Origin of the sequence: Virgisporangium aurantiacum, from assembly GCF_016863635.1 — a bacterium.
Classification (GTDB): Bacteria; Actinomycetota; Actinomycetes; order Mycobacteriales; family Micromonosporaceae; genus Virgisporangium; species Virgisporangium aurantiacum.
In genome coordinates this window covers 113,629-133,266 of record NZ_BOPG01000013.1, presented here as the reverse complement: position 1 = coordinate 133,266, position 19,638 = coordinate 113,629, and the positions used below count along the sequence as shown (strand labels likewise).

At 72.7% G+C, this 19,638-nt stretch carries 18 protein-coding genes; 11 read left to right on the top strand and 7 right to left on the bottom strand.

From position 1 onward, the window contains the following. Positions 1 to 16: 16 nt before the first annotated feature. Positions 17 to 457 (bottom strand): hypothetical protein, encoded by a 441-nt coding sequence (locus tag Vau01_RS12895; protein WP_203991361.1) that lies wholly within the window; start codon positions 455 to 457, stop codon positions 17 to 19. Between the two features lie 136 nt (positions 458 to 593). On the opposite strand from Vau01_RS12895, the gene Vau01_RS12890 reads away from it, so the two are divergent. The 5 genes from Vau01_RS12890 to Vau01_RS12870 all read left to right on the top strand — a co-directional run bounded on the left by Vau01_RS12890 (position 594) and on the right by Vau01_RS12870 (position 7,347). Beyond that, positions 594 to 3,485, top strand: a complete 2,892-nt coding sequence (locus tag Vau01_RS12890; RefSeq protein ID WP_203991358.1) for a helix-turn-helix transcriptional regulator — start codon at positions 594 to 596, stop codon at positions 3,483 to 3,485. A gap of 94 nt (positions 3,486 to 3,579) precedes the next feature. Next, positions 3,580 to 4,785 carry a hypothetical protein gene (locus Vau01_RS12885; protein WP_203991355.1) on the top strand — a complete coding sequence of 402 codons (1,206 nt, stop codon included), beginning with the start codon at positions 3,580 to 3,582 and terminating at the stop codon, positions 4,783 to 4,785. Positions 4,786 to 4,796: 11 nt separating this feature from the next. Continuing rightward, the gene (locus tag Vau01_RS12880) at positions 4,797 to 5,981 is read left to right on the top strand and encodes an amidohydrolase (protein ID WP_203991352.1); all 1,185 of its coding nucleotides are present in this window, start codon (positions 4,797 to 4,799) and stop codon (positions 5,979 to 5,981) included. Between the two features lie 20 nt (positions 5,982 to 6,001). Beyond that, complete coding sequence (locus Vau01_RS12875) at positions 6,002 to 6,787, top strand: cyclase family protein (RefSeq protein WP_239151545.1); 786 nt, start codon at positions 6,002 to 6,004, stop codon at positions 6,785 to 6,787. Beyond that, positions 6,784 to 7,347 carry a DUF1684 domain-containing protein gene (locus Vau01_RS12870; protein ID WP_308440456.1) on the top strand — a complete coding sequence of 188 codons (564 nt, stop codon included), beginning with the start codon at positions 6,784 to 6,786 and terminating at the stop codon, positions 7,345 to 7,347. The genes Vau01_RS12875 and Vau01_RS12870 overlap by 4 nt, the downstream gene beginning before the upstream one ends. A 191-nt stretch (positions 7,348 to 7,538) precedes the next feature. On the opposite strand, the gene Vau01_RS12865 is transcribed toward Vau01_RS12870, so the two are convergent. Continuing rightward, entirely contained in the window at positions 7,539 to 8,756 is a 1,218-nt protein-coding gene (locus Vau01_RS12865; protein WP_203991347.1) for a hypothetical protein, read from the bottom strand. After that, complete coding sequence (locus Vau01_RS12860) at positions 8,756 to 9,667, bottom strand: hypothetical protein (protein ID WP_203991345.1); 912 nt, start codon at positions 9,665 to 9,667, stop codon at positions 8,756 to 8,758. The genes Vau01_RS12865 and Vau01_RS12860 overlap by 1 nt, the downstream gene beginning before the upstream one ends. A gap of 152 nt (positions 9,668 to 9,819) precedes the next feature. Here Vau01_RS12860 and Vau01_RS12855 point away from each other — a divergent pair, with 152 nt between their 5' ends. Beyond that, entirely contained in the window at positions 9,820 to 10,479 is a 660-nt protein-coding gene (locus Vau01_RS12855) for a winged helix-turn-helix transcriptional regulator (protein WP_203991343.1), read from the top strand. 11 nt (positions 10,480 to 10,490) lie between these two features. Here Vau01_RS12855 and Vau01_RS64595 read toward each other — a convergent pair whose 3' ends face one another. Continuing rightward, entirely contained in the window at positions 10,491 to 10,616 is a 126-nt protein-coding gene (locus Vau01_RS64595; protein WP_275423936.1) for a hypothetical protein, read from the bottom strand. 167 nt (positions 10,617 to 10,783) lie between these two features. Between Vau01_RS64595 and Vau01_RS12850 the strand changes: the two genes are divergently transcribed. Further along, entirely contained in the window at positions 10,784 to 11,620 is an 837-nt protein-coding gene (locus Vau01_RS12850; protein WP_203991341.1) for an alpha/beta fold hydrolase, read from the top strand. A gap of 355 nt (positions 11,621 to 11,975) precedes the next feature. Here the strand turns inward: Vau01_RS12850 and Vau01_RS12845 are convergent, their stop codons facing one another. From Vau01_RS12845 to Vau01_RS12835, 3 genes are read right to left on the bottom strand one after another with little or no spacing between them, the layout of a single operon-like run. Then, the gene (locus Vau01_RS12845) at positions 11,976 to 12,410 is read right to left on the bottom strand and encodes a hypothetical protein (protein ID WP_203991339.1); all 435 of its coding nucleotides are present in this window, start codon (positions 12,408 to 12,410) and stop codon (positions 11,976 to 11,978) included. A gap of 11 nt (positions 12,411 to 12,421) precedes the next feature. Further along, complete coding sequence (locus Vau01_RS12840) at positions 12,422 to 13,450, bottom strand: hypothetical protein (protein WP_203991337.1); 1,029 nt, start codon at positions 13,448 to 13,450, stop codon at positions 12,422 to 12,424. Further along, positions 13,447 to 13,773 (bottom strand): PadR family transcriptional regulator, encoded by a 327-nt coding sequence (locus Vau01_RS12835; protein WP_203991335.1) that lies wholly within the window; start codon positions 13,771 to 13,773, stop codon positions 13,447 to 13,449. Before Vau01_RS12835 ends, Vau01_RS12840 begins: the two co-directional genes overlap by 4 nt. A gap of 310 nt (positions 13,774 to 14,083) precedes the next feature. On the opposite strand from Vau01_RS12835, the gene Vau01_RS12830 reads away from it, so the two are divergent. From Vau01_RS12830 to Vau01_RS12815, 4 genes are all read left to right on the top strand, one after another. After that, entirely contained in the window at positions 14,084 to 16,753 is a 2,670-nt protein-coding gene (locus tag Vau01_RS12830) for a hypothetical protein (protein WP_203991332.1), read from the top strand. Then, a complete protein-coding gene (locus Vau01_RS12825) occupies positions 16,753 to 17,145 on the top strand; it encodes a hypothetical protein (RefSeq protein ID WP_203991329.1) in 393 nt (130 codons plus the stop codon). The genes Vau01_RS12830 and Vau01_RS12825 overlap by 1 nt, the downstream gene beginning before the upstream one ends. 100 nt (positions 17,146 to 17,245) lie before the next feature. Next, positions 17,246 to 18,727: an Hsp70 family protein gene (locus Vau01_RS12820; RefSeq protein WP_203991326.1), complete on the top strand. Its 1,482-nt coding sequence runs from the start codon at positions 17,246 to 17,248 to the stop codon at positions 18,725 to 18,727. A gap of 65 nt (positions 18,728 to 18,792) precedes the next feature. After that, entirely contained in the window at positions 18,793 to 19,638 is an 846-nt protein-coding gene (locus Vau01_RS12815; protein WP_203991323.1) for a Rieske (2Fe-2S) protein, read from the top strand.

The window sequence follows — 19,638 nt, the reverse complement described above, 5'->3', positions numbered from 1 at the left end:
CTGATACAACCCGACGTCAGGCGGTCAGCCGGTAGCGCAGACGGTACCGCGCGTCACCGTCGTCGTAGACGACCTCCCGCAGCGTATCCGTGCAGGTGATCTTCCGGCCCTCGATCCGGTAGTTGGTCGGGAACCGGTCGAAGATCAGCCAGTTGCGCATGCCGGTGGAGTCGACGCCCTGCACCGGGTTCCCGAACACGCTCGCCGGTCGCGGCACGAACTTGTCGCCCTCCCCGAACGGCACCCCGTCGTTGCCGGCCGGGTAGAAGTCGTTGTTGAACCGCAGGAACACGAAGTCGATTCCGCCGTCGTTCAGCAGGTTCTCGGCGGTGAGCGAGTCCATCCGGAACACGCAGCTCGTCGCCGCCTCGGCGGGCGCGGTCGCGATGAACAGGCCGGTGCTCGCGATGAACGTCGCGAGCAGTGCGCCGGCGGCGCGGCGCAGTCGTGTGGTCATGGGTGACTCCTTTGTGGACGGTCGACCACCGGGCGGGTCGAGGTGCTGACAGCCTCGGTGCGTACGACGATCGGCCGACAGTCGGGAAATCCCCTATCCCGTTCCCGTCGCACCCTGACGCCGCCACCATCGCCGGATGCCGCTGGTGGGCCGTGCGGTGGAGACAGCCGCCCTCGACGCCGCGCTCGACCTGCTCGAACGCGGCGTCGGTGGCACCATGCTGATCACCGGCGAACCGGGAATCGGCAAGACCGCACTGCTCGCCGAGCTCGGTCGCCGGGCCGGTGCGGCGGGCTGTCGGGTACGCGACGGGCGGGCGACCGAGTTCGAGCGCGACGACCCCTACGCCGTCTTCCGGCCGATCATCGGTGCGGCGACCGGTGACCGGATGGGCGCGCTGCGCACCGTGCGGTCGCTGCTCGCCGAGCTCGCGCCCGTCGTCCTCGCGCTCGACGACCTGCACTGGGCCGATGCCGCATCGATCGATCTTCTTGGATACCTGTTGCGACACCCGCCGGACGGCCCGGTGCTGATCGCGGCGGCGCTGCGTGCCGGCGGCTGCCCGGCCCGCCTCGCGGTCGCGCTCGACACCTGTCGCCACACCGAACTGCGGCCGTCGGCGCTCACGCGGGCCGAGGCCGCGCAACTGCTCACCGACGTCGATCCGGCCCGGCTCGACGATCTGCACGCCGACAGCGGCGGCAACCCGTTCTATCTACGGGTGCTGGCCGCGTCCGTCCGGACGGCGCCGAACGGCCCGGCGCCCGCGGTGGTCCCGGCCGCGGTCGGCGCGGCGCTCGCGGCGGAACTTCGTGAGCTGACCGCGAGAGCACGCCGAGCCGCCCGCGCCGCCGCGGTGGCCGGTGACCCGTTCGACGCCGGACTGGCCCGCGCCGTCGCCGAACTCGACGACGACCGGTTCGCGGTCGCCCTGGACGAACTGGTGGCCGCCGGACTCGTCGCGCCGACCGGCGAACCGTGGCTGTTCCGGTTCCGCCACCCGATCGTCCGCCGGGGGGTGTACGAGTCGGCCGGGCCGGGCTGGCGACGCGCGGCCCACGCCCGGGCGGCGGCGACCCTGGCCCGGCGCGGTGCCGGCCCGCTGGCGCGGGCGCATCATGTGGAGCGCAGTGCGGAGGTCGGTGACCGGGCGGCGGTCGAATTGCTGACCGCGGCGGGCCACGCCGCGTCCGCGACCGCGCCGGCGGAGGCCGCGCACTGGTTCGGCGTGGCCCTGGCCCTGCTTCCGGGCGACGGCGTCGTCGAACGCGGCGGCGGCATCGAGCGCGGCATCGAGCGCGGCGGCGGCGTCTTCGAGGGCGGCGGCGGCGTCTTCGAGCGCGGCGTCTTCGAGCGCGGCGTCTCCGAGCGCGGCGGGGACGAACGCGGCGCCGGTGAATCGCGGGCGGTCGCGCCGGACGGTGCCGACGAACGGCGTGCGGAACTGTTGCAGGCGTTGGCACTCGCGGCGGGCGCGGCCGGGCGGCTGGCCGACAGCGCGACGGCGGTGGACCATCTGCTCCGCCTCGTGCCGGCGACGCGGGCGGCGGACCGGGTCCGGCTCGTGGCGCTGCGCATGTACCTCGACCACGCGGTTGGCCGGCTCGAGCCGGCCCGGGTCCTCGCCCACCGGGAACTCGGCGCGTTGCCGCCCGGCGCCCGGGCGGGCCGGGCCGCGCTGCACGCCGAACTCGCCCTCAACGCCTTTCTCCGGGCCGACTACGCGGCGATCCGCGGCCACGCCGGCGCCGCGCACACGCACGCGGTGGCGGCCGGCGACAGCGCGGCGCGGGCGTACGCCGCGGCGTTGATGGCCCTCGGCGAACACGCGGCCGGCCGGACCGGTCGCGCGGTGGCGCATCTGGTGGAGGCCGCCGCCATCGTCGACGCGTTGCCGGACGGGGTGCTGGCCGGCGCGCTGCCCGCCGTCGTCGCGTTGGCACTGGCCGGGTACCACCTGGACCGGCATGCCGACGCGATCCGGCACGCCCGCCGCGGTCTCGACCTCGCCGAGGCGACGGGGCAGGTGCTCGTCATGCCGGGCCTGCACGTCACCCGGGCGGGCGCGGAGGCGTTCTCGGGCCGGTTGGCGGCCGGCCTGGCGAGCGCCACCGCCGCGTACGACGTCGCCGTGCTGACCGGCGGCGACCACGCCGCGTCCCTCGCCCTCGGCCTGAGTGTCTGGATCCACACCTGGCGCGGAGACGTCGCCGTCGCGCTGGCGCGGGCCGAGGACGCGCGGCGCCGGTGCGGCGGTTCGGCGATGGGTGCGGGCAACATCGGCCTGTTCCACGCCGAGGCGTTGCTGGAGGCCGGTCGGGCGGACAGCGCGGCGTCCACTCTGCTCGCGGCCGCGGGCGGGCCGGACCTGCCGCGGTTGGAACGGCCCTGGCGGACGCGCGCGGGCCAGACCCTGGTACGGGCGGCGATCGCCACCGGGGACCGGCATGCCGCGCTAGGGTGGCTGGAGCAGGCCAGGATGGACGCGGCAGGGGTGACGTCTCCGGCGTGTGTGGCCAACCTCCGATACGCGGAGGCTGTGGTCCATTTCGACGGCGGCGCGTTGCAGGAAGCGGCCGGTGTGGCGGGGGAGTCGGCGACCGCCGCCGACCGGGCCGGCCGTCGCGTGGATGCGGCCCGCGCCCGCGTGCTGGCCGGGCGGGCGTTGGCGGCGGCGGGTCGGCGGGCAGACGCCGTCACCGAACTGCGCCGCGCCGAACGCGACGCCGTTGCGATCGGCGCGGGTCGATGCCGCGAGCAGGCCGCCCGGGAACTGCGCCGCCTCGGCCTGCGCGCCGCGCCGCACGATGGGCCGCACGATGCGCCGGCCGGGCCGGTGTCCATTGTGCTCAGTGCGCGGGAGCGTGAGGTCGCCGACCTCGTGGCCGCCGGGCACACCAACCGGCAGATCGCCAGCCGGCTGGTCATCAGTGACAAGACCGTCGAGGCGCACGTGTCGCGGATTCTGCGCAAGTTGCGGGTGCCGTCGCGGTCGGCGGTCGGGCGGGTGCTGCCGACCGGTTCATGATTAGGTCGATCTCCATCTATCGCTGATCCATCGATGTTCGTTAGCGTGGAACCAGAACAGGCGGCGTTCGCCGCCGTAACGGGGGAGACACGCGATGCCCGATCCGATCACTCGCCGGGCGGCCCTCGCCGGCCTGGCCGCAGGTGCCGTGACACTGCTGGGAACCGCCGGGATCGCCCGGGCCGACGTCGGTCCGGACGACACGCCCTGGGCCGGTTACGAACCCGGGTCCGCTCGAAGCGGTGGCGACGTCGGCGTCGCCGCGGTGGCGTACGCCGGATTCCGGGTCGTACGTGCGGTTCCGGGGCCGCCGTCCGTTCCCGAGGTGACGCTGCCGGACGGCTACTCGCTCGTGCCGGGCGCCACCTACAACGTCGCCAGCCGCGCGGAGTTCTACGCGTTCGTGCAGGGCGAGCAGAACGACGCCGGCGTCACCGTTTCGGTGCGGTGGCCGGGCATCCGGATCGCCACCGTCGTCGCGGGGGACAACCGGTTGGCGCTCACCACCGACCCCGCCGACCCGGACCGGGTGTCGTTCACGCTGCCGGTGTTCCGCGCGTCGGCGGGTGCCGATCAGGGGACGATCCAGGTGTGGAGTCACATCACCGGCGCCGCCACCGGCGAGTACATGAAGTACGAGCACAACGACCCCGACCGGGTCGCCGGGCCGTGGACGACGGTCGCCTGGCCGGCCGGCGCCGTGCGGGCGGCGAGCACGTGGGTGCTCGTGACGCACGAGATCCTGCAGGACTCCGGGCTCTCGGCGCGGGCGAAGGCGCGCGGGCACTTCTTCGCGCTGATGGGCTTCGAGACCAACAACACCCTGCACGCCGACAACCCGCCGCACTGGCACATGGCGTACTACCCGGGGCCCGACATGAACGCGCCGAAACAGACCATCCCGCACTACTGGATCAACAGTCGGGGCCAGGTCTTCTACAACGGGCAGGACCGGCAGGGCGAAGGCCGCACCCAGTACCGCCTCGACAACCCCGCGCCGATCCTCGACGCCGAGGGCGGGCTCATCATCACGACGACGATCCGCGCGCACGGCGGTCTCGACTTCGACACCCCCGAGGGTGTGCGGTACACCGTCTACTCGCCGGACGGCGACTACACCGGACCGGTGCAGATCCTCAAGGCCGGCAAGCTGTGGCGGTACGCGGCGACCGACGACGACGTGAAGGCCGGCATCCTCCGCACCGACGTGCGCGGCGCGGGCCGGGATCCGGTGCGGGAGAGCATCGAGTACCGCTACGACGAACTCACCGGGTTGGTGCGGAGCACACGCCGGTTCTAACCTTGCGACCCATGGCTGAACTGCTGCTCACCGGTGGCCGCCCGTGGGGCCGGAACGAACGGGCGGACATCCACGTCCGCGACGGTGTCATCGCCGCGATCGGTGACGGACTCGATGTGCCCGGCGCGGAGCGGATCGACGTCGCCGGGAAGCTCGTGCTGCCCGGCCTCGTCGACGCGCACACGCATCTGGACAAGACCCTTTTCGGACGCGACTGGGTGCCGCACTCGGCCGGCGACACCCTCGCCGACCGCATCGGCAACGAACGCCGCCGCCGCGGCGAACTGGGCCTGCCCGACGTCGACGCGATGGTCGCGCTGCTCGAGACGATGGTCGTCAACGGGACGACGCACGTGCGCACCCATACCGACATCGATCCCGAGGTGGGTACGAGCCACGTCGACGCCGTGGCGGAGGCGGTCGCGCGCCTCGACGGCCGCATCGGCGTCACCCAGGTGGCGTTCCCGCAGCACGGCCTGCTGACCAATCCCGGCACCGCGGAACTGTTGGAGCAAGCGCTTTCCCGAGGCGTGGAGGCGATCGGCGGCATCGATCCGGCGGGGGTCGACGGCGACCCGGTGCGTCACCTCGACGTCGTGTTCGGGTTGGCCGAGCGGTACGGCGCGTTCGTCGACATCCACCTGCACGACGGCGGGACCCTCGGCGCGTGGCAGCTCGGCCTGATCGCCGACCGCACGACGGCGACCGGGCTGGCCGGCCGGGTCGCGGTGAGCCATGCCTACGCGCTCGGCCAGATCGACGCCGGTCACCAGGACCGCCTCGCCGCGCAACTCGCCGCCGCCGGCGTCACCATCACCACCGCGGCGGTGTACGACTTCCCCGTGCCGCCGATCCGTCGGCTCGTCGCGGCGGGCGTGAACGTCGCCACGGGACACGACGGCATCCGCGATCTGTGGGGACCGTACGGCACCGGGGACATGCTCGACCGCGCTCACCACGTCGCCTACCGCAGTCTCTTCCGCCGCGACGACGACATCGAACTGGCGCTGCGGGCCGCGACCCACGGCGGCGCCGCGGCCCTCGGGCTGACCGGATACGGCCTTGTCGAGGGCGCGGGAGCCGACCTCGTCGTGGTCGAGGCCGCGACACCGGCGGCCGCCGTGGTGACCCGTCCGACGCGTGACGTTGTGCTGAAAGCTGGACGCGTGGTCGCCCGGGCTGGGACGCTGACCTGATGTGTACCGGTACGCCAAGTGTGAGCCGCCGTGCCGCCCTGCTGGGCGGAGCGGCCGTAACCGCGACCGCGGCGCTGGGTCTCGCCGACCCCGCGCCGGCCGCAGCCTCGCGCATCGCGAAGCACGGCCTCGAAGATCTCACGTACACGTTGACGACCACGTTCCCCGCGTACTCGCCGGGCGAGGAGGCGGTGCGGCGGACCGTCGTCAACATCGATCCGGACGGGTACTACCTCCAGGAATGGCGGATCATCGAACACATCGGCACGCACGTCGACGCGCCCGGGCATTTCGTCACCGGCGGTCGGTTGGCGCCCGAGCTGCGGCCCGCCGAGCTGATCGTGCCCGCCGTGGTCGTCGATATTTCGGGACGCGCGAAGCGTGACCCGGACGCGACCGTGACCGTCGGCGACCTCCAGGCGTTCGAGCGCCGGTACGGGCGGATCCCGCGCGACGCGGCGGTGCTCATGCACTCCGGGTGGGGCGCGAAGGTCGGCGACCCGGACGCCTACCGGGGCACCGACGCCGCGGGAACCCTGCATTTTCCCGGGTTCAGCGCCGACGCCGTCGACTATCTGGTGCGGCGACGGGCGATCCGCGCCATCGGCGTCGACACGCTGAGCACCGACCCGGGCATTTCGGCGAACTTCGAGGTGCACCACGTGCTCGGCGGCGCCGACCGGTACGGGCTGGAGAACCTGGCGAACCTGCACCGGATCCCGCCGACCGGTGCCCGCATCACGGTCGGGCTCATCCCGTACCAGGAGGGTTCGGGCGGGCAGGCGCGGGTGTTCGCGTCCTGGTGAGCGACCTGCTCTCGCTGGCGGACTTCCGGGCCCGCACCGCCGCGATCTATCTGTCCGATGTGGACGTCCACGGGTTCCGCGCGGCGCGGGCGGAGTTGTTCCGCACCCATCCGCAGTCGGCCGCGCGGGGGACGTTGAAGTACTTCGACCATTCCCGGGACTTCGTAGCGGACGTGCCGCTGTGGCCCGCCGACGGGCACATCGACGTCGACACCGGCGGGCCCGACGGCGTGCTGCGGTACGAGCGCGTCGGCATCCTCGGGACGCCATGGGGTGAGCTGACGCTGTGGTGGTTCCGCGCGTACGGCGGCGGGTTGTTCCTGCCGTTCCGCGACGGCACGTGTGGGCGCGGGTCGTACGGCGGCGGCCGGTACCTCACCGACACGGTCAAGGGGACGCACGGGCGCGGGGTGGTGCCGCTCGCGGACGGGCGGGTGCGGCTGGACTTCAACTACGCGTACAACCCGTCGTGCGCGTACGACGCGCGATGGGCGTGCCCGCTTGCGCCGCCGGAGAACCGGGTGGCGGCCGAGATCCGCGCGGGGGAGATGGCGTATTAGGCGACCCGCGGCCGGTCGCGCGTTGGCCGTGGACGACCGGCCGCGGGTCTCTACGACAGCCGGTGTGGGTGTCCGGCTGTCGGTCTTCACGACGACCGGCTGTCCACGGAGTGGGCTGTGGCCGGTCGTCGGTCTTGACGACGACCGGCCGCGGGGGGCTGCGGCCGGCCGTCGGTCCTTGTGGGTGGGGTTCAGTCCCAGTCGGCCTGGGGAACCGCGACCACCACCCGTTTGTTCGGGTACTCGCCGAGCGACCACAGCATGTCAGCCTGGTCCGGATGTGGATAGTAGGACAGGTCCTCGGCGCCGACCAGCCACCGGTAGCTTCGCACGGCGGTCGTGCCGCGGTCCCAGACCCTCAGGTACCCCGGGGACTGCCCGTTGCTGCTGGAGAACCAGAACCGGCCGTTGCGGGCCGTGGCACCCTGCAGCTGCGGGATGTGCGTGTCGTACGCCTCCGACGCGTACGTGCGTCCGTCGGCTTCGACCGAGGGCCACTTCGTCGTGGCGTTCAGCGGGTACCGCATGACGCGGGCGTTCTCGTCGGGCACCCCGTTGCCGTCGGCGTCGGGGGAGTACTCGCCGACGATGAAGCTCGGCGGCGACGTGGCCTGGTCGAGCGCGACGAACGAGTGCCGGAACGCCGCACCCGCCGACCGGACCCAGCCCACCTGCACGAGCACGTAGGCGTAGTCGAAGGCGTGGAACGTGCCGTCGGACTGCTTGCCGATCTTCGTGCCGTCGCCGGTGTTCACCGAGTAGATCCGGTTCAGGTCGAACACCCGGAACCCGCGTGAGGTGTCGGCGACGTACAGCAGGTTGCCGTACCACATGATGCCGCCCGCGTGTACCGACACCGCCTTGAAGTTTCCGCCGGCCGTCGGCTCCACCGCGATGACGTGCCGGTAGGTGTTCGGCCAGTCGGCGTCCCAGTCCACGAAGGACAGTCGGAACCCCTTGTCGGGGGCGGTGGCGCTCTCGTTCTCCGGGATGTGGTACCAGCTCGTCACGACGATCTGGTGGTCGTCGACGTGTCCGGACGCGACCGCGTCACGGCTCGTGGTGATGCCCTGCGGGTACCAGTAGTCGACGGCGTCGTCGCCGTCGTTCCAGCAGAAACCCTCCACTGTGGACCGCGCCGACAGCTGCGCGTACGTCGCCGAGTTGCACAGCCCGGTGCGCTCGCGGTTCGCCGCGGTCATCACCTGGCCGACGGTCCGCTTGCGGCCGGTGCCGAGCGCGGTGTCCAGCGCCGCCACGTTGGCCGCGAGGCCCGCGGTGTCGGTGGTGGTGAAGAACTGGCGCGCGTTGATGGCGGCGGGCGCCGCTGCCGCGGCCGCCGGCGAGGCCGGAATGAACGCGACGGCACAGGAGGCCGCCGCCACACCGAGCGCGGTCAGGATCTTCATCAGTATGTCTGCGTCCCGCTACCGAACCGGAGCGACGCCCGGTTGAACGCCAACCAGTTCGACTGGGTGTCGAGCGTCCCGCTGACACCGATCCGGCCGAGTGCCCGGCCGGCCGCGGCAATGGACTTCGGACCCCAGGAACCGTCGACGACGAGCGCCTCGCCCCAGATGGCGTTGAGCGTCGCCTGGGCGCTGAAGATCTGCGCCGACGCCCGGTTGAACGAGCTGTTGCCGCTGCCCGACACCCCGTTGTCGAAGTGGATGTGGTTGTCGTGATCGGCGCGCCACGGGTAGGTCAGCATGTGCTGGAAGTGGTAGTTCAGGCTGGCCGCGGTCGTCCAGTACTGCCGGTTCGCGGTGGTGAAGGCGCTGCCGGTCCAGGACTTCCAGATGTCGTGCCGGGAGTTGAAGACCTGGCTCTTGATGCCGGTGGCCGGGTCGGTGGCATAGATGCGGCTGATGTCGAAGGCCCGCCCCACCTTGTGGAACGAGTCGCCGCAGTCGCCCTTGTCGACGAAGACGCCCCAGCACCAGATCTCGAACGGCGGGCCCACCGCGATCGGCGTGTTCGCCCGGAAGAACTGGAACCAGGTCTCGACCCGGCTGTAGAACGTGTCGTCGTACGAGAAGTTGCGCTGCTTTCCGTCACCCTCGTACGGGGTGGGGAAGCCGAGGATCTCGTTGTGCGGCCAAACCGTGGAGCCGCAGCCGCCCGGGTCGAGGCCGTCCGGCGGCACCAGCTCCTCGGGCGTCACCTGGGTGACGTCGTGGTGCGGGAGCGGCTCGGCAGGCGGCTCGGGTGCTGCCTGCGTCGCCCACGCCGCCGCCGACGGAACGAAGATGAGGCCACCTGCAGTGGCGACGGCGGCTAGCACCGACCGCCTCGATGTGATCCCCCGTGGAATGTCCATCATTGCTCCTCATCAATGGGTCCGCCCGGAAGGGACGGTATGAGTGCGCGTAGACACGCGTCAATGATGGGATATCGGTGACGGATCGATGGCGGATCTGTGAGCGCTGCTCGCTTCAAAAGAGCGCAGTGCAGGCAGTAGGATTTTGAAGTGTGAACCGCCGTTCCTACAACCAGTACTGTGCCACCGCCCGGGCGCTCGACGTGGTCGGCGAACGCTGGACGCTGCTGCTGGTGCGCGAGCTGCTCACCGGTCCCAAACGTTTCGGTGACCTGCAGGCGAACCTGCCCGGCATGGGCACCGGCCTGCTCGCCGCGCGGCTCCGCATGCTGCAGGACACCGGCCTGGTGTGCCCGGTGACGCTGCCGCCACCGGCGCGCACGGCGGCGTACGCGCTCACCGTGGTCGGTCGGGACCTCGAACCGGTGGTGCTGGCGCTAGCCGGCTGGGGCATGCGGTGGGCGTATGCGGAGCGGATCCAGGGCGAGGTGTTCCGGCCGGGCTGGGCGGTGCTCGGTATGCAGGCGATGTTCGACCCGGCGGCGGCCGCCGACGTGAGCGCCGTCTACGAGTTCCGCGTCGACGACGACGTTTTCCACACCCGAGTGCACCACGGCACGATCGAATCGGTGCACGGCCCGGCCCAGCGTCCCGACGTGGTGATCGAGACCAGCGGCGACGTGTTCGCCGAGCTCGCGGCCGGCCGGATCACCGCCGCCGAGGCGGTGCGGGCGGGCGGTACCACCGTGACCGGTGACCAGCGCGCCGCCCGCCGGCTGCGGGCCATGTTCCGCCCACCCGGAACCGAGTGATCCGGAGCGGTTCACCGTTGGCGGGTCAGAGCCACCTCCACGGTGCCGCGGATCGCGTTCGAGTACGCGCGTAGCAGGTGCGCTGCGCGTTCCGGGTGCGCCGCGCGTTCCGGGTCGGGCGGCGTCGGCAGGGTCATGTCGAGTTCGCCGCCTGGCGCGAGCGTGCCGTCGGCCGGTAGTAGCGAGACCCCGCGCCGCCACCCGGTCTACAGCGACACTGCTACCTATTTACATGGTTGGCACTTCAAAAATAGGAAGTCAGACGTATAAGATCCGGGCGATGGAAGGTAAGGGAGGGGGACCGGTGACCACATTCGTGCTCGTCCACGGGGCTTGGCACGGCGGCTGGGCATGGGACCGGGTGGCAGGGTTGCTCGCTGCCGCCGGCGCCCGGGTTGTGACGCCCGATTTGGCGGTGGGGCCGGACGTCGGCCTCGGTGGGCACGCCGACGAGGTAGTCGCGGCCATCGACAGCACCGGCGACGACGTCGCGGCTGTCCACACCCGCGACGGCGCGGCGGCCATCGGCAGCGGCGGCAACGGTGGCGCGGCTGTCCACAGCGGCGACGGCGTGGCGACTGTCCACAGCGGCGGTGGCGCGGCGACTGTCCACAGGGGCGGCCATGGTGGCACGACCGTCCACAGCGGCGGTGGTGCGGCCGTCCACAGGGGTGGCGATGTCGTGCTGGTCGGGCACAGCTATGCGGGGATGGTGGTGCGGCAGGCCGCCGATCGGCGTCCTGACCGGGTCGGCCGGATCGTGCTCGTCGACGGATGGGCGGCCGGCGACGGCGCGAGCCTGGTGGACGTGGCGCCACCCTGGTTCGGCGAAGCCGTGCGGAGCGCGGCCCGGGACGGGCTCGTTCCGTCACCGGGGCCCGACGCGTTCGGAATCACCGATCCGGTCGACGCCGACCTGCTCCGCGGGCGCCTGCGTCCGCATCCGCTGCGAGCGTTCACCGAGCCGACCCGCCTCACCGGCGCGGTCGACCGGATACCGGGCCTCGGCATCTGCTGCCGTCCGGAGCAGATGCCGTTCGCCGCGATCGCGGAGGACCTCGGCTACGCGACGGTGGCGATCGACGGTCCGCACGACGTGATGCTCAGCCACCCCGAACGGCTGGCCGAGCTGCTGCTGTAAGGCTGGAATCTTGGACTCCCAGACACGCCACGGCGCCATGGCGTGTGCTCGAGTTGACTGAAATAGCGTTCGCAGAACGCGGCAAAAGGCGTATGCAAGGCCGCCCGAGTTGGCTGATTCCGCGATACGCGCTCCTATTTCCTGCCTCCAGGGCGGCCGGGCACATCCCGGCCCTGGTGGTTTCGGAGTACTCCCGTGAGGTGGTCGACGGGGCGACGAATGCGTATTTTGTCGGATTCGAGTTCGCCGCTTTCCGGATCTTGGACTGCAAGAGGTGTCATAACCCCTACGGGAGTCCAAGATCCGCAAAACAGGCCCACAAGATCGCGGCGCGGCGGGACAGCGGCGCGCAGCTTTAGAGGACGACTTTGCGGCCCCATGCTCGGGCGCGGCGGGTCGTCGGCATGTGGGAGTGGAACAGCCAGGCCTCGGCCTGGCAGTTCCGGCACATCCGGACCGCGCCGACCGTGTGACGCAGGCCGTCGCTGAGGCGGCTGACCAGGTGACGCTCGGCCAGCAGTGTCCCGCAGCGGCGGCACTGCACCGGGTCGACCTGGATCACCGTGTACGACAGGTGGTGATCGGCGTAGCGGACGACCGAGTAGTCCTTGCGGCCGATTCTCAGCACGGGGCGGCGTGGCGCGCCGCCGAGCGGGCCCAGTTCCGCGTTCGACATCGCCTCGGCGAGGCCGCCCATCAGGCGGGTGCGGCGGCGCAGCCGTTGGAACGTGTCGGAGCTGTGGGCGGCCAGCCAATCGTCATCGGCTTCGATGCGCCACTCGTTGGCCATGGCCCGCCTCCTTATGCCCGCGCCGTCTCGACCGGGTCGGCCGGTAGGCGGCGCCAGGCCCGGCGGGTCCACAGTGCCACGGGCAGCCCGGCCACGGCCACGGCCGCGATCTCGACGAGGCCGGCGACCAGGACCGGGGTGTGGTGGGCGGCCGTCGCGGCGTCGACGGACTCGGGCAGGGTGACCAGGCGCTGGGCGAGCACGACCGTACCCAGCATGACCAGTGCGAGCGACCACTCCGGGCCCCCGCGCCGCACCAGGTGCACCGCGAGTCCCACCGCGACGAGTGTGCAGGCGATCGCCGGCCAGTCAACCAGCCACCACGTCACCGGCACCGACACGGTCAGGACGAACGTCGCCACCGCGACCGCGATCGCCGCCGGCAGCGCCAGCAGCCAGGGGCGGCGGGGGACCGGTGGGGCATCGGCGTGATGTGCCCACAGCGTCGCGAAGACCAGCACGTCGAGCAGGAGCGACAGCCAGCGGCCGGCCATGAGCGGGTAGCCGGCGAACAGGTCTCCGACCGCGGTGATCAGGACGGCGCCGAGGGAGACCGAGGCGAGCACCCGTGCGGCCGGCTGGTGCCCGGTGACCAGCAGCAGGTAGGCCGGCAGGGCGGCGGCGACCAGCAGCACCCGCGTCGTCGGCAGCACCCCGAGCGTCGGCGGGACGCCCAGGTCGGGCGGGGCCACCCCGGGCAGCTTTCCGATTAGCCACAGGTGCGTGCCCGTTCCGACGACGCCGGCCGCGGCGCTGACCAGCAGTCCGATCAGGGCGACGAGGCGGACGGCATTACCGAGAAGCGGATCGCGACCGGAGCCGCCGGCCGGCAGCCGCAGCCGCACGGCGAGCCCGACCACGCTGGCCACCTCGGCGAGCCCGGGCCGGCCGAACTCGGCCTGGTACTCGGCGTCCTCCGGGTCGTCGGACAGCTCGGCGGTGAGGAACGTGGCGACCATCTCCTCTTCCCAGGCGGCCCGGTAGTCGGCCGGCAGGATCCGGAGCAGCGAGCGGTAGCGGTCCTCCAGCACCGACGTCACGACGTGCCACCCAGCGCCGCGAGCCGGCCGGACGCGAGCCGGGCGTTGGCGGCCATCCGCTCGGCCTCGGCGGCGAGGTAGCGGCGGCCGTCGTCGGTGATCGCGAAGTAGCGCCGCAGCCGGCCCTGCCACACCTCCTCGCGGTCGAGCTCGACCAGACCCTCCTTGACCAGCCGGTCGAGGACGCCGTACAGCGTGCCGACCTTCAACCGCGTGCGCCCACCGGACAACCGCCCGACCTCCTCGACGATGCCGTACCCGTGCCGGGACGCACCGACCAGTGCGGTGAGGACGAAGAAAGCGGGCTCCGTCGCCGTGCTCATGCGTCCAATATATCGCCTGCCTGAATATTATGGAAGACAGGCGGGTTCCGATCAGGCGGATCGGGTTCACCCACTTCGTCGATGTGACTACATGGGTGGCAACTGGGAAACTTGCATCCATCGTCCCGTGGTGGGAGAGCCACCCGTCCGAAGGAGTGCGGCGACCCTGCGCGAGAGGCCCGAGCCGAGCGCGGCCGAACCACCGCATACGCGCTGGTGCCGCGCCTGCGGAGCCGTCCCCAGGGCCAGGACCCAACGGGACGAGTGTGAGACCTGCGGTACCCCGCTCGATCCACCGGAGCCCGGCCCGGTGCGGGTCGGCCGGGTCGTGCTGGTCGGCAACCGGCTGCTGCCGCGGTACGCGCTCGCGGTGGCCGAGACATGGAACGGGGAGGCCGCCGACGCGGTGCTGATCCTCGACCGCGGCGACACGCCGGTGGCGGTGTCGATCGAGCGGTTCGACGGGTTGCCCGAGGTCACCCTGCCGACACCCGGCGTGGAGAGTGCGGCCGGGCGGGTCTGGGCGGCGATCCGGGCCCGGGGCGACGGCGCGTTCAAGGCCCGGTGGTCGGACGCCGCCGCCGACTCGGCCGCCGTCGACGCCGCGCTGATCAGCCTGGGGACGCGGCGGGCCGCCGCGGTCGACCTGGTGACGCTCGGCCTCGCGGCGCGGCCGGAGTTGGGGCTGAGCCGTTTCGAGACGGCCTGGTACCAGGCCCGCGGCGTGGCGTTCCCGGCAACCGATGCCAGGGCGGGCGACCCGCGCAGCGCGGGCGGGGACGGGGCGCGTGGGGACGGGGCGCGTGGGGACGGGGCGCGGGGAGACGGGGCGCGGGGAGACGGGGCGCGGGGAGACGGGGCGCGGGGAGACGGGGCGCGCGGAGACGCGCCGCGCGGGGACAGGCCGCGTGGAGACGCGCCGCGTGGAGACGCGCCGCGTGGAGACGCGCCGCGTGGAGACGCGCCGCGTGGGGACAGGCCGCGTGGGGACGGGGCGCGTGGGGACAGGCCGCGTGGGGTGGGTGACCCGCGCAGGCTGGTCCGGCTGTTGCAGGAGCTTCCGTCGGGAGGCTACCCGGACCGGGTGCGGCTGCTGATGCCGTGGCTCGACGAGCTCTGCGCCGATCCCCGCCTCCGGGGGGCCGCGGCAGAGCTGGTCGCGCCGTTCGTGAACGCATCCGAAGACGCACAGGCGTTGGCGGCGGCGCTCATGGCGTCACCTGATCTTGAGATCTTGGGGACGCTCGGCGCCTACGTCGGCGTGGCCGGGACCGGCGCGGAGGCCGCGGTCGCCGCCGCGATCGCCGGCGGCGGGCGGCTGCCCGACGACGCGCCGCGCGGGCCGGCGCTGGCCGAGCTGGACCGGCACGCGACCGCGCTGGCCCGCTGCCTGGCCGACCCGGGCGCGGCAGGCGACGACGAGTTGCGGCTGGTCGGGTTCGTGGCGGAAAGGGCCCGGCGAGCGTACCTGGCCGGTACGACAAATGATCTTGATGGGGACCACGAGGCGGTGCGGCACTACCGGGCGTTGGCCGCGTACCTCGCCGGTGAGCCGGTCGACGCCGGCGATCTCCGGCCGGCCGCGCGTGCCGTGATCGCCCAGCTGGACGGGCAGGTGGCGGGCGCGGAGGTCGCGGCCGATCCGTCGGCCTGGCCGCGGCTCTGGGCGGCCGCCGTGGAGGGCAGGCTGGTCGCGGACGCCCGGATCCGCGCGGACCGACCGGGGTTCGGGCATTGGGTGGACCTCGGGGCCGTGCACCGATTTTTACGGGACGCGGACTGGGCGCGCGCCGCGGCGGACGCCGACCGGATCGCGGCGGAGAGCGACCTGGCGCCGGTGCGGGCCGAGGCGCTCAACCTGGCCGCGTACGCGTGGTGGCAGCTCGGCCGCGCCGACGACGCGGTGCGCCGGCTCGACGAGGCGCTCGCCGTGCACCCGGTGGAGGGCGTGGCGGTGAACGCGGCGTTGGTGGCCGACGGGCCGGCCGTGCTGCCGTACCTGGCCCGGGTGATGGGTCTGACCAAGTCGCCGACGGTGCGGGCGGGCGCGCTGAACCGGGCCATCGACCTGTGGACGGCCGGCATGTGCGGGTCGGGGTATCCGGCGGCGCTCGCGGCGATGGTCCGGGGTGGGTTGGCGGTGCCGCAGGCCGACAACGACCTGCACCGGACGCTGCTCACGCTGTCGTTCCGCAACGACCGGGCGTGGCTCGCGTCGGCGTCGGTGGTGGCGACCGGTCCGCTGCAGGAGCGCACCGCCCGGTACGTGCAGCGGCGGGCCGCGTACGAGACCCGGCCGTCGAAGGTGTCGCTGCGGGCGGTGACGGTCGCGCTGATCGGGGTGTGGCGGCTGCATCCGCGTCCGGCGTGGGCTGTTGCCGAGTTGAACTGGCTGGTGGAGGTGTTCGAGCGGCTGCTCGACGCGCCGTTCGATCCGGCGACTAACCCGGTGCCGGCGGTGGAGACGCTGCTCGGAACCGAGGTCCTCGACCTCGCCCCCTCGTTGATCCTCGGCGTGCGGGCCGGTGCCCACCTGGCCCGGGAGGCGGAGCGGCGGGGCCGGTCGCTGCCGGCGGAGACCGAGCGCAAGCTGGTGCTCACCCCGGTGCGGATGTTCCGGCTGCGCCGCGACGAACTCGACGAGCAGGACCGCAAGGCGGTCTCGGCGGCGCTGGCCGCCGGGCTGGAGGCGGCGACGGGCGCGATCGTCAACGTGACGGTGACGCGCAACCAGCAGCTCGTGCGGCGCTGGCGGCAACTGGAGATGGAGCCGGTGCAGGATTACGCCGACGGCCGGCGGGTCGTGGCCCAGCGGAGGTACGTGCTGGACCGGTTCGACGGACACGTCCGGCGCTGCCGCGCGTACCTCAAGGCGATGGACGGGTTACCGGTGAACGAAGGGTTCGTCAGGCACGTGCGCGACGCGATAGACGGGTGGACGGGGATCAGCTCACGGGTGCGTAGATCGGGGGCTGTGTGATGGAGCGGCGCAATCCTTACCTGGTGCTCGGGCTGCCGTTCGGCGCGTCCCGCGACGAGGCGGTGCGGGCGTTCGCCCGGCGGACCAAGTTCCTGCGCCGGGAGGGGCCCGCGGGCCGGACGCGGCACACGGATCTCACCGGTGCGCTGCACGAGATCGAGACGGCGCCGCCGGACGCTCCGGCGCGGATGGCGCCGTACCGGATCCCGGTCGATCCCGGGTCGGCGTCGTTGTCCTCGGCGGGCCTTCTCGGGGAAGGCGTGTTCGCGCCGCCGCCGGAGGTTCTCGAGGTTTCGCCGGATTTGGGTGATTTGCGGCGTGATGCGGCCTTCGAGTACCTGCGGCACGTGGTGCGCGCGCGGGGTCAACGGCTCGGGCCCCCCGCGCCATGACCGAGCGTAGCGAGGTCATCATTTGGCTCAGTGGAGCCGATTCGCGCGCGGAGCGCGCGGAGCGGCGGCATGACCGCACCTCGCGGAGCGAGGCGCGGTCATGACCTCTTATGGGATTGACTTCGGGACGACGAACAGCGTGCTCGCCTGTGTGAGCGGCGGACGGGTGGCGACGCTGCCGCTCGTCGACGAGATCCCGATCGAGTGGGCCGACCTCGGCTTCGACCGGGTGCTGCCGTCGTCGTTCACGGTGACGAACGGGGTGCCGGAGTTCGGCTGGCCGGCCAAGACCCGCGTCGGCCACCGGGTCGAGGCGGTCAAGCGCATGATGGCGACCGACGACGTGGTGCCCGTCGGCACGGCGTTGGTGCCGGTGGAGGTCGCCGGCGCGCTGGTGCTGCGGCAGGTGCGGCGACGGGTCGACGAGCTCGGGGCGGCGCCGCTGTCGAAGGCGGTCGTCACGATCCCCGCGAACAGCCGCGGCCTGGCCCGCGCCCGCACGAAGCTCGCCGCCGACCTCGCCGGCATCGAGGTGCTCGCGCTCATCAACGAACCCACGGCGGCGGCGCTCGCGCACGCCCGGGCCATCGCCGCGGACCAGCGGATCCTGGTGTTCGACTGGGGCGGCGGCACGCTCGACGTCACGGTCCTGCAGGCGGTCGAGGGCGCGTTCATCGAGCAGGCGTCGATGGGCATCCAGCGGCTCGGCGGCCTCGACCTCGACGCCGCCCTGCTCGCCGCGCTGGAACCGTTCGTGCCCGGCTCCGCCTCGTGGTCGCCGGCCGAGCGGGACCTGTTCCGCCTCAACCTGGAGCTCGGCAAGATCCAGCTCTCGAACGAGGCGGCCGTCGACATCCAGTTGCCCGACGGCAGCGGCGCGATGCAGATGAAGCGCGACTTCTTCGAGCACACGATCGCGCCGCTGCTCGACCGCGCCCGCGAACCGCTGGAGGTGTGCCTGCGGGAGAGCCCGGGCCGGATCGACCACCTGGTGATGGTGGGCGGCAGCTCGCGGATCCCGTCGGTGCAGCGGTTCGTCGCCGGGATCGTCGGCGCCGAGCCCAACACCGAGATCGACCCGATGACGGCGATCGCCGAGGGCGCGGCGATCGCCGCGGGCGTGCTGCAGGGGACGGTGAACGACGTCGACTTCCACGTCGGCGCCGAACACGCGTTGGGGACCGTGGCCCGCGACGACACCACCGGCGAGAGCCGGTTCTCGGTTCTGATCGGAAGAAATACGAAATATCCGGCGAGGACCACGCAGGTGTACACACCCGTACACGACTTCCAGGAGGAGATCGCGGTCCTGGTGGTGGAGGGCAACCCCGACAAGCCGCTGGAGCACGAGGACAACGTGCTGCTCGCCGACTGGCTGATCCCGCTGCCGGAGAAGCGGCCCCTGGCCGACGCGGCGGTGGAGATCACCTACGAGTACGACGTCGACGGGATCCTGCACGTCGTGGTCCGCGACATCGCGACGGCGCGGGTGTTCGTCGACGAGCAGTTGGCACCGGGCGCGGGCCGCGACCCGTCGGAACTGGCCGCCCTCCGCGAGCATCTGGCGGTATGGGCGGCCTGACGCCGGGCCGCCCCGGCGGCCCGACGTTGCGGTTTCAGCGGGGGCGGGGCGGGTAGCCGACCGGCATGGTGGTTGACCAGATCGAACGGACCGAGCGGCTCGACGCCGTCAGCGACCGGCTGCAGAAGGCCGTCGGCGGGGTGTTCCGGCCGCAGCGGCTGCGGGACTTCCTGCACGGGGTGTGGCTCGGCCATCCGCTGCACCCGGCGATGGTGCACGCGCCGGTCGGGTCGTGGATCTCGGCCGCGGTGCTCGACCTGGTGCCCGGCCAGGAGAAGGCCGCCACCACCCTGGTCGCGGCCGGTACGGTCAGCGCGGTGCCGGCGGCGGTCGTCGGCTGGAACGACTGGGCCGCCCTCGACGCGGAGCAGCGGCGCACCGGCCTGGTCCACGCGCTGTGCAACGCCTCGGCGGTGGCGCTGTACGCCGGTTCGCTGGTCTCCCGGCTGCGGGGTGACCACCGCCGGGGCCGCCTGCTCGGCTTCCTCGGGCTCGGGATGGCGGGCGCCGGTGCGTACCTCGGCGGCCACCTCACCTACCGGCAGGGCGCCGGCGCGAACCAGGCCGTGGCCGACCGGATGCGGATCCCGGCCGGATGGCACGACCTCGGCCCGCTGGTCGACGTCCCGGACGGCACGCCGGTGATCCGGCGGATCGGTGACGTGCCGGTGCTGGTCCATCGCGCCGGCCACGAACTCACGGTGCTGCTGGAACGCTGCGGTCACCAGACCGGCCCGCTGGGCGCCGGCGACACGGTCGTGGTGGACGGTGACCCGTGCGTCGTCTGCCCGTGGCACGGCAGCACGTTCCGCCTCACCGACGGCTCCGTGGTGCACGGGCCGGCGACGTCGAGCCAGCCCACGCTGGAGGTCCGCGTGGTGGGCGACCGGGTGGAGGCACGCCGTCCCTGA